General features: G+C 63.9%; 10 protein-coding genes and 1 pseudogene. 2 read left to right on the top strand and 9 right to left on the bottom strand.

All coding sequences use genetic code 11. The features are described 5' to 3' along the window. Positions 1-91: 91 nt before the first annotated feature. The gene (locus tag AB4136_RS16435) at positions 92-679 is read left to right on the top strand and encodes a TetR/AcrR family transcriptional regulator (protein WP_441931397.1); all 588 of its coding nucleotides are present in this window, start codon (positions 92-94) and stop codon (positions 677-679) included. A 78-nt stretch (positions 680-757) separates the two neighbouring features. Further along, on the top strand, positions 758-2062 hold the full coding sequence (fabF, locus tag AB4136_RS16430; RefSeq protein WP_441931396.1) for a beta-ketoacyl-ACP synthase II: 1305 nt from the start codon (positions 758-760) through the stop codon (positions 2060-2062). Positions 2063-2824: 762 nt separating this feature from the next. Here the strand turns inward: fabF and AB4136_RS16425 are convergent. The 9 genes and pseudogenes from AB4136_RS16425 to AB4136_RS16385 form a co-directional block, all read right to left on the bottom strand. Next, complete coding sequence (locus AB4136_RS16425; protein WP_441931395.1) at positions 2825-3448, bottom strand: SDR family NAD(P)-dependent oxidoreductase; 624 nt, start codon at positions 3446-3448, stop codon at positions 2825-2827. A 54-nt stretch (positions 3449-3502) separates the two neighbouring features. Further along, positions 3503-4536 (bottom strand): annotated as a pseudogene (locus tag AB4136_RS16420) (NADP-dependent oxidoreductase). Positions 4537-4597: 61 nt separating this feature from the next. Beyond that, the gene (locus AB4136_RS16415) at positions 4598-5782 is read right to left on the bottom strand and encodes an acetyl-CoA C-acyltransferase (protein ID WP_441931394.1); all 1185 of its coding nucleotides are present in this window, start codon (positions 5780-5782) and stop codon (positions 4598-4600) included. Positions 5783-5898: 116 nt separating this feature from the next. Next, positions 5899-6516 (bottom strand): MarR family winged helix-turn-helix transcriptional regulator, encoded by a 618-nt coding sequence (locus AB4136_RS16410; RefSeq protein WP_441931393.1) that lies wholly within the window; start codon positions 6514-6516, stop codon positions 5899-5901. Beyond that, positions 6513-6971: a hypothetical protein gene (locus AB4136_RS16405; protein WP_441931392.1), complete on the bottom strand. Its 459-nt coding sequence runs from the start codon at positions 6969-6971 to the stop codon at positions 6513-6515. Before AB4136_RS16405 ends, AB4136_RS16410 begins: the two co-directional genes overlap by 4 nt. 203 nt (positions 6972-7174) lie before the next feature. Next, positions 7175-8125 (bottom strand): NAD(P)H-binding protein, encoded by a 951-nt coding sequence (locus AB4136_RS16400; protein ID WP_441931391.1) that lies wholly within the window; start codon positions 8123-8125, stop codon positions 7175-7177. Then, complete coding sequence (locus AB4136_RS16395; RefSeq protein ID WP_441931390.1) at positions 8073-8792, bottom strand: MarR family winged helix-turn-helix transcriptional regulator; 720 nt, start codon at positions 8790-8792, stop codon at positions 8073-8075. The genes AB4136_RS16400 and AB4136_RS16395 overlap by 53 nt, the downstream gene beginning before the upstream one ends. Before the next feature lie 83 nt (positions 8793-8875). Next, positions 8876-11992 (bottom strand): efflux RND transporter permease subunit, encoded by a 3117-nt coding sequence (locus tag AB4136_RS16390; protein WP_441931389.1) that lies wholly within the window; start codon positions 11990-11992, stop codon positions 8876-8878. Beyond that, complete coding sequence (locus AB4136_RS16385) at positions 11992-13134, bottom strand: efflux RND transporter periplasmic adaptor subunit (protein WP_441931388.1); 1143 nt, start codon at positions 13132-13134, stop codon at positions 11992-11994. The genes AB4136_RS16390 and AB4136_RS16385 overlap by 1 nt, the downstream gene beginning before the upstream one ends. Positions 13135-13320 lie beyond the last annotated feature (186 nt).

The raw sequence follows: 13320 nt of genomic DNA, 5'->3' as shown, positions 1-13320 counted from the left end.
CAGTGGACCGATAGCCCGCAAGTCCTTAGATTGCATCCATCCTCTATATCTCCTATAGATGCCAAATACAATCTAACGAGCGGAGCGATCCATGCGAGTCAGTCGTGCGCAGGCGGATGAAAACCACCAAACTGTCATCAATTCAGCAAGCCGTCTGTTCCGAGAGTACGGCTTCGATGGCATCGGGCTCAAGGATCTGATGAAGACCGCCGGCCTGACGCAGGGCGGCTTTTACAAGCAGTTCGCATCCAAGGAAGACCTGATCGCGCGGGCCTCGCAACGTGCAATGGAAATGGCGACCCGCCGATGGTCGGATGCGGTCGGCAGCGATCCGCAAAGCCCTCTTGAGACGGTGATGGCTTTCTATCTCTCCCCGGACCACCGTCAGGAAAGGGGTGATGGTTGTCCGATTGTTGCACTGGGCTCGGACGCTGCTCGTCAAAGCACGGAGGTCAGAGCGACGTTCGAGGCCGGAGTGAAAGCTCATCTCCAGATTCTCGATGAACTGCTGCCTGCGGATGAAGACGAAGGGCCCCGTGCCAAGGCGACAGTTGTGCTTTCACTCATGATTGGTGCGGTTTTGTTGTCCCGTATCGTCAACGACGAGACCCTCGCACAAGGTTTTCTTCAAGCGGCGAGATACGAAGTTCGGCACATGACGACAACCCACGAGGCGTAGAGCGACAGTAATCGAACGGCTGCAATGGCGCAGCGGTGCCGTCCGCACCGTTGAACGTGGTAAGTGTTAGGAGACGGAATGCGACGTGTCGTTGTGACGGGCCTGGGTGCCGTCAGCCCTCTGGGCGTAGGTGTTGAGATGTCCTGGTCCCGCCTGTTGGATGGGCGCTCTGGCTTGAGGAGACTTTCGGATGACGTCGTCGGCGAACTGCCGGCTAAAATCGGCGGCGTCGTGCCAACGCGGGATGACGACGAAGAGGCGGGGTTCGATCCCGATCGAGTGCTCGATCCGAAAGATCAGCGCAGGGTCGATCGCTTCATTCTCTTTGCGTTGGCTGCTGCGGATGAGGCACTGGCCCAGGCGGGCTGGAAGGCCGTTTCGGAAGAAGATCGGCTGCGAACGGCAACCATCATTGCCTCGGGGATCGGCGGCTTCCCCGCAATAACCGAGGCAGTGCGCACGGTCGATCAGCGTGGCGTACGGCGGCTGTCGCCGTTCACCATTCCCTCCTTCCTTGTCAATCTGGCAGCGGGTCAGGTATCGATCCGTCATGGCCTCAAAGGACCGATCGGCGCTCCCGTGACCGCGTGCGCGGCGAGCGTGCAGGCGATTGGCGACGCAGCCCGGCTTATTCGCAACAACGAGGCCGATGTCGCGGTGTGCGGCGGCACGGAAGCTTGCATCAACATCGTCAGTCTCGGCGGTTTCGCCGCTGCGCGGTCGCTGTCGACCGGCTTCAACGATTCTCCGAACCAGGCGTCAAGGCCGTTCGACACAGCTCGTGACGGCTTCGTCATGGGCGAAGGCGCCGGCGTCATCGTAATCGAGGCGTTGAGCCATGCGCTTGCACGTGGTGCGACCCCCATTGCCCAGGTAGTCGGCTACGGCACCACGGCTGACGCTCACCATATCACCTCGGGGCCGGAGGATGGCAGCGGGGCGCGGCGCGCCATGGAAATCGCCATCGCCCAGGCCGGAATTTCGCCGTCCCAGATCAAACATCTGAACGCACACGCGACGTCCACGCCGCTTGGAGACAAGGGAGAGATGGCGGCGATCAAGAGTGTTTTTGGCGCGAACCGCTCCATCGCGGTCAGTGGCACGAAATCGGCAACAGGTCATCTGCTTGGAGCAGCCGGGGGCCTCGAGGCAATTTTCACCATCCTCGCGCTGAGGGACCAGATCGCGCCTCCGACGCTCAATCTGAACGATCCCGACGCCGCCGGCGACGGTATCGACTTCGTTGCAAACCAGTCCCGAGCAATAGATATGGACTATGCAATTTCCAACGGATTCGGATTTGGTGGCGTCAATGCGAGCGTGGTTTTCAGGCGCTGGAGCAACCATCTCGCCGGGGAAAGTGGCCGCGATGCACGGGCTTGAAGCGTCTGCGTTTCTGACCCACGATGACGAACGTGCCGAGTGGCTCTGCGACGCCACCTCCAGTGCGCGTAGAGCGAGCGCCGTCCCTCGTCGCTCCATGGATGCCGACAAGAGGGACGGCGCTGGTCTCTGCCGCTCGGCGACGCTTATCGTGAGCCGAACACCATTGTGTCGATGAACGCAATTTGAACGCTCGATCTCGCTGATGTCCCAGCGTCCGATCCAGCAAGGAGCGCAAACTGGGCTTGTATGGCGAAAGGTGGCGACATGAAGTGGGGCAGCGCGGCTGTCGCTGAGGATAGTGGCTACCTGGTCGTCAACGATATTACGGCTGGCATATGCACTGCAGCTTGTTGCAAGAGATGAGACCGATCGCGAACTCGCGGGGCAGGAAGGCGCGCCCATGTCGTACGCACCAGTGGCATTCATGTCTCCACTGGGGTTCCTACGCCGGTGTGGCGAGATGGGAACGATTTGAAGGAAAACAAATCCCGTAGAGGGCCCTGCTTCCGATTGCGATGCCCGAGGACCCAACGCGGTCGGTAACCAGACGGAAGTTCGCCTACGCTGCTTCGCTTCGCATGAAAGGAATTGGGCGGCAGATCAGAAGTTTTCCGACCACGGTCGCAGGTCGAGCTCCTGTGTCCAGGCACTGCGATGCTGATGGTCCAGGGTCCAATAGGCCTCGGCGATGGCGTCTATGCTCAGAAGTCCATCAGGGCCTCTGCTTTCCAGAAGCTCGGGTAGCCGGGAAAGAAGTCGCTAGCCGGCGATCCCTCCGTCGATCACAACGTGGGCCACATGCACGCCCCATGGTCCGAATTCCCGCGCGAGCGACTGCGCGAGGTTTCGCAGCGGGCCCTTGGCGGCGCTGAAAGGTGCATACCTTGCCTTGCTGCGCAGGCTGCCACTGGCTCCCGTAAACAGCAGGCTGGGTCCGTAACTGAACGGTTCGTCAGGGTTTTGTCGGGCAAGAAGCGCCGGAAGGGCGGCGCGCGCCAGATGGTAGGCGCCGAGCGCCTGCTCACGCCAGTGAACTTCGAACTCGTCCGGCGGCAGTTCGAGAAAGGGTGCGGGCCGATTGCTGCCGGCATTGTGCACGGCGACCGCAAGCGGCCCCAGCGCCTCGGCGGCCGCGACGAAACGCTTCACATCCTCCTGGTTTGCGACATCGCCGACCGTAGCGCTGACGGAAATACCGTCGGCTTCCAGCCGGGACCGGGTCGCTTCCAGCTTTTCGGCATTGCGTCCGGCGATCGCCACCGGATAACCCTCCTGTCCGAACCGGCGCGCTATGGCGGCTCCCAGCCCCTTGGCCGATCCGACGCCGGCGACCAGAACGCTTCCACGGATCGGTGCGAATTCGGCTTCCAAACCGGATGTCATGCTGATGGTCTCCATTTCCTGTGCGGGCGGGGCGGCATACGGCGTCGGCTGGCCTCATTCAGCATCGGCGACCCGGACGATCAGCTTGCCGAAATTCTTGCCATCGAGCAGGCCGATGAAGGCCGACGGCGCATGGTCGAGACCATCGACGATGTCTTCCCGGTAGCGAACCTCGCCCGATGCGATCCAGCCCGCGACGTCGCGCAGAAACTCCGGGTACTGGTCGACGAACTCGGTATTGATGAAACCGCGCAGCAGAAGGCTCTTGCTCAGGACGGAACGCATCAGCGTCGGCAGGCGATCAGGCCCGGGAAAAGGGCCTCCGGCGTGGTTGTACTGGGCGATCAGTCCGCAGACGGGGATCCGGGCGAACTTGTTGAGTAGCGGAAAGATCCCGTCCCAGACCGTTCCGCCGACATTTTCGATGTAGACGTCGATCCCGTTCGGGCAGGCGGATGCAAGCTCGGCTGCGAAATCCGGTGAGCGATGATCGAGAACGGTGTCGAACCGAAGCTCGTCGCGCACGAAGGCGCATTTGTCCGGGCCGCCGGCAATGCCGATGGCGCGGGCACCCTTGATCCGGGCGATCTGTCCGACCAGTGAGCCGACCGGACCGCTGGCGGCCGCAACGACCACGGTTTCACCGGGCTTTGGCTGCCCGATCGTCAGCAGGCCGGAATAGGCGGTGAAACCCGGCATGCCGAGGACGCCAAGCGCCGTGGTAACCGGCGCCTGCGATGGATCGAGCTTTCGCAGCCCCTTGCCGTCGGAGACAGAGAAGCTCTGCCAGCCCGAATAGGAAAGCACGATCGCCGCTGGAAAAACCGGGATGGCGCGACTGGACCACCTGGGCGACCGTGCCACCCTCCATGACGTGTCCGACCTCGACAGGCCGGGCGTAGGATTTTGCCGCGCTCATGCGGCCGCGTGTAGGGATCGAGCGACAGGTAGAGGGTTTTCAGGAGCAATTCGCCTTCGGTCGGTTCGGAGGCGAGCAGGTCCTCGAAGAGGAAATTCTCGGGCGTCGGCGCGCCGTCTGGCCTGGAGGCGAGAAGGACACGGCGGTTCATGGTGGATGAGTTCGTCATGCGGTTTGCTCCTTGATGTGCCGAATGAAGGCGGACATGGTTCGTGTTGGTCGGGCGCGTGTCACAGCACCTCGAGCGCAAGCGCGATGCCCTGGCCGCCGCCGATGCACAGCGTGACGACGCCTTTCGACAGCCCGTCACGCTTCATCGCGTGCGCGAGCCGCGTGGCAAGGATCGCCCCGGTAGCGCCGATCGGGTGCCCGTGGGCGACGGCGCCGCCCTCGACATTGACGATGTCTTCGGGCAGGCCGAGTTCCTTGATGACCGCCAGCGGCACGGCCGCGAAGGCCTCGTTGATCTCTATCCGCTCGACGTCACCAAGCGTCCATCCGGCACGATCGAGCGCCTTGCGCACGGCCGGAACGGGGCCGAGGCCAAACAGGCCCGGCTCGACGGCGGCGACGCCAAACCCCGCCAGACGCGCAAGCGGTTCGATACCTTTGGCCTCGGCAAAGCCGCGCGCGGCGACAATCATCGCTGCGGCGGCGCTGTTCAGTCCCGGTGCGTTGCCGGCGGTGATCGTGCCGTCCTTGCGGAAGGCCGGCTTCAGCTTCGCGAGCGTCTCTGCCGTGGTATCTGGGCGAGGCGCTTCATCGGTATCGAAGATTTCGGTTCCCTTGCGGCCCTTGATCTCGACCGGAACGATCTCATCGGTGAATTTGCCGGCAGCGCTGGCGGCCGTGAAGCGCTGCTGCGAGCGCGCCGCAAACGCATCCTGCGCCTCGCGGGTGATCTGAAGCTGGGTGACGAGGTCTTCGGTGTGCCAGCCGGAGTGCTCGCCGGAAAAGGCGTCGTTGAGCCCGTCCGTCAGCATGCTGTCGAGGATCTGCGCAGGTCCCATGCGATAACCCCAGCGCCCGCCGTCCATCAGATACGGCGCACGGTCCATGTTCTCCATGCCGCCGGCGATGGCCGCATCGCTCGCCCCGGCCGCAATCTCCAGCGCCGCGCTCACGATCGCCTGCGCGCCGGAGCCGCAGACACGGTTGACGGTCAGTGCAGGCACGGACACCGGCAGGCCGCCGCCGATCGCTGCCTGCCGTGCCGGGTTCATCCGGTTGCCGGCCTGGATCACATTGCCCATGACCACCGTGCCGATCGCGTCGCCGGACAGCCCCGAGCGCCGCAGGGTCTCGCGCACGGCGATCGCACCAAGCTCTGTCGCCGCAACGCCCTTCAGCGTGCCGTTATAGGCCCCGATCGCAGTGCGGACGGGATGGGCGAGGATGATGTCGGATGCGCTCATGAGATAGTCTCCTGTCGGTTCGGGGGGCACAGGCGGCAGGCTTGCGGTTTCAACCGCCCGATCGGCCCTTCTGCCGCATCACGGTACGGGCATATGCCCGTTTTGGGTCGCAAAAATCAGAACGATCGAAGAATCTCCTCCAGCGCCGTCACTTTCACGGGACCAAGTCGAGCCTCGATTTTCTTCTGGCACTCCTCCCAGATCGGCTCGACCTTCTGCAGAATCTCGACGCCGCGGATGCACAGCGTCACGGCTGCTTCCCGATGATCGTTTTCGCCGCGTTCCATTGCAACAAAGCCGAGACGTTCCAGGACCCGGACATTGCGGCCAACCGTGGAGCGTTCCAGTTCGGCGCTGCGGGCGAGTTCGGTCAGGCTTACCGGCTGGCGATGCTCGATGGTCCTCAGCAGCGCGTACTGGGCAATGTTGATGCCCAGCGGCGCGAGCGCTCGATCATAGACCGATCCCAGTCTTCGGGTCGCCGAGCGCAGCAGGGAACTGTAACAACGGGCCATTATCCGTGTATATACCCTCATTGGGGAAATGTCGACCAAGGTAGATGTCTTTGCCCAGCGTCGAGTTGCCGACAGACATCTGGCTGGTCTGTTGCGGCCGTGTGCGCTTTCGGTGCAAGCGCGCACGGTCGGCAGACTGCCTAATTCGCCAATGGGCGGCGCGAGGGCGTACTGCGGCGCGAAATGGAGCCGGCCTTGAAGGTGCCGGCGGACCATCATGCCTGTTCTCCAGGCGACGAGACCGGCTTCGGCATGAAGGCCGCCAGCGCATGGGGATCCCGATCGAGCGGCTCCAGCCGCCGGTTGGTCATCGATCCCCCGACATGGCGCTCAAAGATCTTCCATGCGCCATCGACACGCCGAAGCCTGTCGAGCATCGGCGAATAGATCCAGATCGCCGGCAGGTCATCCTCGCTATCGAGCACCTTGCCCGTGCCAAGGCCTGGCGCCGCATCGACCGGCGCGTAACGAACGAGCAGGTTGTGATAGCGAACGGCGACGCCATCGCCATCCGCATCGACGATGTGATTGGTGGCGTGCCGGCTGACCCCGGGAATGAGATAGGGATAATCGACCTCGAGGAAGTGGCGCGATGCCCTCAGGGCCGCTGATCGTGCCGTGGAAATGATGGGTGACGCTGTCTGGCGTGAACGCCTCCATGATGCGCTCGACATCCCAGGTCTCGAACTGCCAGTTGACGCGGTTGACGAAGTCGATGGCGCTGGCCTGATCGGCGGGATCGACCCGGCTCGTCAGTTCGACGCGTGGAAAGGTGGGCATGGCCGTACTCCTTGTTGTCGCTCTGGTGGTGTCGCCAATTGGCGTCGATGCGGGTCAGACCTTCACGTCGCCTGGCGCGGACTCCTTTGCGTGGAGTTTAACGAAGGCGTGCATGCTGGTCGGTTCCTGTCCGGCCAGCCGGGCAAAATCGTCGGTCAACCGGTCGTAGCGGCCCTGATGGTGCAGCTCCGCCATCACCGAGAGATGCCGGACGACATGTGAGGGCACGCCAAGATTGCTGAGTGTTTCGGCCCAGGCCGTGATAGGGACGTCGCGATAGCGAATGGTCCGGCCGAGTGCATCCGAGAAGATCCGTGCATAATGCTCGGGATCGGTCGCGAGTGGGCCCGGTCAGATTGTAGATCTTGCCGATATGCGGACCTGGATTACTGAGGATGGCGGTGACGGCCTCGGCGACGTCGACGGCCGAGACGGGCGACGTCCGACTGTCGCCGAGCGGCAGGATCAGTTCGTCCTTGTCACGGATGCCGGCTGCGGCGAAGCGCAGGAAAAAGCCTTCCATGAACACGGTCGGCCGCAGCGTCACCACCGGAAGGCCCGCCCAGTCGAGCGCCTGCTCCGCCAGCCAGTGCAGCTTGTGCTGCGGGCTGTCGGTGATGCTCATCTGCGTCACCGTCATCTGCGACATGTTGACGAACGCCTCGACGCCGTGATGGCGAGCGACGGCCGCGGTATTCACCGTCGCCTCCAGATAGGTGGCCGAGACCGACATGCCGAAATAGATCCGCGACACGCCTTCGATGGCGCGGTGCATCGCGGTCAGGTCCGTCAGGTCGGCGACCACGACCTCTGCGCCGAGTTCGCGCAATGCCGCCGAGCGCTCATCCTCGCGCCGCACCAGCGCACGGACGTTAAATCCCGTGGCCAGCAGGCCGGTCGTCACATTACGGCCGATCGCGCCGACGGCGCCGGCAGCGCCTGTCACCAGGATCGGGCGGTTATGTTTGTTGTTCATTCGTGCCTCGTCATGTTGATCAGAACCGCAGCGGTTCGTCCGGCTTCGTTGCAGGGTTCGGTTCTGCCGCATCAGTGTCGGCCGCGCCGGACGATGCCGAGTTGTTGCGCAAGGCCTGCACCTCGTCTTCGAGGTGGCAGACCCTCTTCTCCAGTCTGAGCAGATAGTCGCCGCGCGGATCGTCGATACCCTCAAGGGCCTCCGCCCAAAACTTCAGTCTCGCAAGCCATCGCTTCAGCATCTCAACCGTCCTTCTGCCGTCTGTAGCCAGGCGTTTGTTTCTGACTGTCCTGGCCGGCCCGTCGCGATCGGCATTGGGCCCGACGGGATCGAAGTGTCCAAGACGCTGCAGGGCGCCCTGAAGGGCGGCGAGATCGGCGTCGCCTTCGAGGCATCCGCATAGCGCCGCATCGAAGGTCTTGAGGACATGGCGGGCATGCTTGCGCAGCACCGCGCCATCGGCCGTCAGGCTGATGTTGCGAACCCGACGGTCGCCGCCATCGATGCGGCTCTCGACCAGTCCGCGCGAGGTCAGCGGCCCAAGGTTCGCCGTCAGCGTGGTATGATCTTTGCCGATGATATCGGCGAGCGCGCTCTGGCTGAGCGTGTCATTCTCGCCAATCACATCGAGGATGATCATCTGGCGGCGGGTCAGTCCGACCGGGCGCAAGGCATCGTCAAGCTGTCGCGAGATGATGCGATTGGCCCTTTGCACCAGGAAGCAAAGGCTATCGCTCAAGATGTCGCCGGCCTCGCCATCCCGGTGGGTGACCCTGGACCTCGTTGACCGTTGATCGTCGGATTTTTGCACGGCCGGCTCCTTTATTCCGCCGCGCGTGCGAAACGCAGGTCCAGTTCGACCTCTTCGCCCAACGGGTAGTGCACTTCATTTTCGGTCGGTTTGATCCGGAACCATGCGGCGTAGAGGGCCGGCAGGAAGAGGAGGATCATCACCGTGCCGACCGCCGTGCCGCCGATCAGCGTGTAGGCCATCGAGCCCCAGAACACCGAATGGGTGAGCGGGATGAAGGCGAGCACGGCGGCGAGCGCCGTCAGGATGACGGGCCGCGTCCGCTGCACCGTCGCCTCGATCACGGCGTGATAGTCGTCGAGCCCTGCCGCCTGGTTCTCCTTGATCTGCTCGGTCAGGATCAGTGTGTTGCGCATCAGGATGCCGGCGAGCCCGATCAGGCCCAGGATGGCGTTGAAGCCGAACGGCTGGTCGAAGACGAGCAGCGTCGGGACAACACCGGCAAGCCCGAGCGGTGCGGTCAGCATCACCATCGTCATTGTCGACAGGCTGCGCACCTGAAGGACAATGATGATCAGCATGGCGGCGATCATCACGGGGAAGACCTTGGCCAGCGCATCATTGGCCTTCAGAGACTCCTCCATGTTGCCGGCAAGCTCGATGCGGTAGCCCACCGGCAGCGAGGCGATCAGTGGCTGCAACGCCTTCATCACCTGCTGCGAGACTTCCGGCGGCTGCGTCGCCTCGTTCATGTCCGAGCGGATGGTGATGATCGGCGTGCGATCACGCCGCTTGAGGATCGGTTCCTCGAACCGGATCTCCGAGTGTCCGATCTGGTCGAGCGGCACCTGCCGGCCATCGCGGCTCATCAACGAGAAGTCCGCCAGGCGTGCCGGATCGAGCCGGCTTTCGCCGGCGCTGCGGGCAACGATAGGGACGTTGCGGATGTTCTCGCGAACCTGGGTCACCGGAATGCCGCTCAGCAGCAACTGCATCTGCTGGGCCGCTTCCGATGGCGACAGGCCGATCAGGTTGAGCCGGTCCTGGTCGAGAACGAAGCGCAGCACCGGCGAGCGGTTGCCCCAGTCGCGGTTTGCCTGCCGGACATCGGGAACGCCCTTCATGATGGCCAGCGCCTCTTCCGAGATCCGGTAAAGCTCGGCCGGATCGGGGCCCAGGATGCGGAACTCGACAGGGAACGGCGTGTAGGGACCGAAGACGAGCTGGGTGACGCGCACGGATGCTTCAGGCGCAAGCCCCTCCGAGATCGCATCGCGCAGCCGGTGCTTCAGGACCTCGCGCGCATGAGCGTCGGGGGTCAGCACGACTACCTTGGCAAAGGCCGGGTCCGGCAGCTCCGGTGCCATGGCGAAGAAGAAACGCGGCGCGCCCTGTCCGATATAGCTGGTGACGATCTGCGCCTCGGGCTGATCGTTGAGCCAGCGTTCGACCTTCTCGACGGCGGCGGTCGTCGTCTCGATGCTGGTGCCTTCGGGCATGCGCACCTCGACCAGCACCTCGGGACGATCCGATGTCGGGAAGAACTGTTGCTTCACCCCGCCCATTCCGACGATGGACGCCGCCATGACGACGACGACGACAGCGCAGGTCGCGTATTTGTGGCGCACGGCAAACCGGATGGCACCACGCAGGCGCCGGTAGTTCGGCGTATCGTAGATCGCCTCGTGGCCACCCTCGACCGGCTTGATCTGGGGCAGCATCTTGACGCCGAGATAGGGGGTGAAGACGACCGCGACGATCCACGAGACGATCAGCGCGAAGCCGACAACCCAGAAGATGTTGCCGGCATATTCGCCTGCACTCGATGCGGCGAACCCGACCGGCATCAGGCCGACGATCGTCACCAGCGTGCCCGACAGCATGGGTGCTGCCGTATGGCTCCAGGCGTAAGCCGCCGCCTTGATGCGGTCCATGCCTTCTTCCATCTTCACCACCATCACCTCGATGGCGATGATCGCGTCGTCGACCAGAAGGCCGAGCGCCAGGATCAGCGCGCCAAGGGTGATGCGGTCGAAGAAGCGGCCGGTCTCCAGCATGATCAGGAAGACGACGGCGAGCGTCAGCGGCACGGCGAGCGCAACGACGATGCCGACGCGCCAGCCCAGGCTGACCAGGCTGACGAACAGCACGACGCCAAGCGCCATGGCGAACTTCATCATGAACTCGCTGACCGCCTCGTCGATGTTGACGGCCTGGTCGCTGACCTTGTCGAGCGTCATGCCGAGCGGCAGGTTCTTGGCGATCGCGCTGGAGCGCTCCTGGAGCGCCTTGCCGAGTTCGAGCCCGTTCCAGCCCTGCTGCATGACCGCGGCAAGCATGATGGTGGGCTTGCCCTCGTGGCGGATGATGTAGGTGGCGGGATCCTCGTAGCCGCGCCGGACATCGGCGACGTCGGACAGTTTTAGCGTCCGGCCTCCGGCGACGATCGGCGTGTCGGCGATCGCCTGGATGCTGTCATAGGCGCCATCGAAGCGGATGAAGACCTGGGGCCCGCGCGTATCGATCGAGCCGGCCGGCGTCACGGTGTTCTGCCGTTGCAGGGCGCTGGCGATGTCCTGCGCCGAGACGCCGAGCGTCGCGAGCTTTGCATAGGAAAACTCGACAAAAATCTGCTCGGGGCGTTCGCCGAGAATGTTGATCTTCTTGACACCGGGCACATGCAGCAGGTCCTGGCGGATCACTTCGGCCTGCCGCGCCAGTTCGCGCATCGGCATGCCGTCGGCCTTCAGCGCATAAAGGCCGAAGCTGACATCCGAATATTCGTCGTTGACGAAGGGACCCATGACGCCGGGCGGCAGGTTGCGCGCCTCGTCGCCCAGCTTCTTGCGTGCCTGATAAAATTCTTCCTGAACGGCGGCAGGCGGCGTGTTGTCCTTCAGAGTCATCGTGAGGAAGGCGAAGCCCGGACGCGCAATGGTCTCGACCCGGTCGTACCACGTCAGCTCCTGTATCCGTTTCTCCAGCGGCTCGGCGACGAGATCCTGCATCTCGCGCGCCGTCGCGCCTTGCCAGACGGCCGTGACCGTCAGCGTCTTGATGGTGAAGGATGGATCCTCGGCGCGTCCGAGCTTGACGAAGGAATAGACGCCGGCGGCGGCCAGGAGGATGATGAAGAACAGGGTGACGGCTCGTTCACGAACCGCGAGCGCGGACAGATTTAAGTTCATCAATTCGCGGCCTGCGCCCGGGTGTAAGGCTGCGTGTTTGGCTGGGTGCTGGTCCGGACGGTGGCGCCATCGCTGAGCAGGTGCGCGCCGAGCGCCACGAGTTCCTGTCCAAGCTCGACACCGGTGACGATCGCCGTCTCGCCGCCGAGTTGCCTGACCTGGATCGGCGCGAAGCGAACCGTCGAGGCCCCACGATCGAGAAGCCAGACACCGGTGCGGTTGCCGTCATTCAGAACCGCTGCGATCGGTATCGCGACTTCCGAGCGCCTTTCGGCATTGGTGATCCTGATGGTGACGGTCGAGCCAAGCGGCGCCGAAGCCGCATCGCCGTCGAGCACGTAACGCGCCTCGTAGGTGCGGGTCTGGCCGTCAGCGGCGTCGGAGATCTGCCGCAGCCGCGCTTTGCCGCGCAACTGGTTGCTTCCGTAGACGCTGGCTTCGGCTTCCGAGCCGAGCTGCGGACGGATGGTTTCCGGCAAGGCGACCAGCGCTTCGCGCGGACCGGCATGGGCCAGTTGCACCACCGTCTGTCCGGCGGCGACGACCTGTCCGGGTTCGCCAGACGTCGCGACAATCGTTCCGTCCGCTCCCGCCACCAGCGTCGAATAGGTCGCTTCGTTCTCGGCGACGTCCGCTTCCGCTTGCGCGGCGGCAAGCTGCGCCTCGGCCGTGTCGAGCGCCGCCTTGGCCTGCTCGTAGCGTTGCGGCGTGGCTGCCAGTCCACCCTTTACCAGGGTTGCATAGCGCTTCTCGTCGGCGCTCGCTTGCACGAGCACCGCACGGGCAGCGGCGGCGGCATTGCGCCTGGCGGTCAGCGCAAGACGCAGATCGGTATCGTCGATGCGCATCAGCAGCTGCCCCGCCTTGACCTGCTGGCCGACATCGACCAGCCGCTCGACGATCTTGCCGGGCACGCGGAAGCCGACATTGCTCTGGATGCGCGCGGCAACTGTGCCGGTGAAGGAGCGTTCGACGCCGGCCACAGTGGCGGCGCTCGCCACCTTGACCAGGATCGGAGCGGCGCGGGGATCGACCGCGGCCGATGCCTGATGCTGTTGTCCCTGTGACACGAAAACGAATGCCGCGATGCCGGAAGCCGCCAGCACAACCGCGCCAATGATCAGAAGCCGCTTGTGCCTCATGCCCTTTATCCTCTCGGTGAGAGGCGCGATGCCGCGCCCATTAGATTTTGACCGACATCTATAACTGACTTAAAAGTCGATCACAATCTAAAATCCGTTGATGGCAACCGGATAGTGATGGCGGCGATCACCGGGGGCCGGGTTCGAAGGCGCCGTTCAGCCGTCTCGACCGCCCTGGGTCCGGAC

Origin of the sequence: Mesorhizobium sp. 2RAF21 (genome assembly GCF_052115345.1) — a bacterium.
GTDB lineage: Bacteria > Pseudomonadota > Alphaproteobacteria > Rhizobiales > Rhizobiaceae > Mesorhizobium > Mesorhizobium terrae.
Note: the sequence above shows the minus strand (reverse complement) of the source record. Positions and strands in the feature narration are given on the sequence as shown.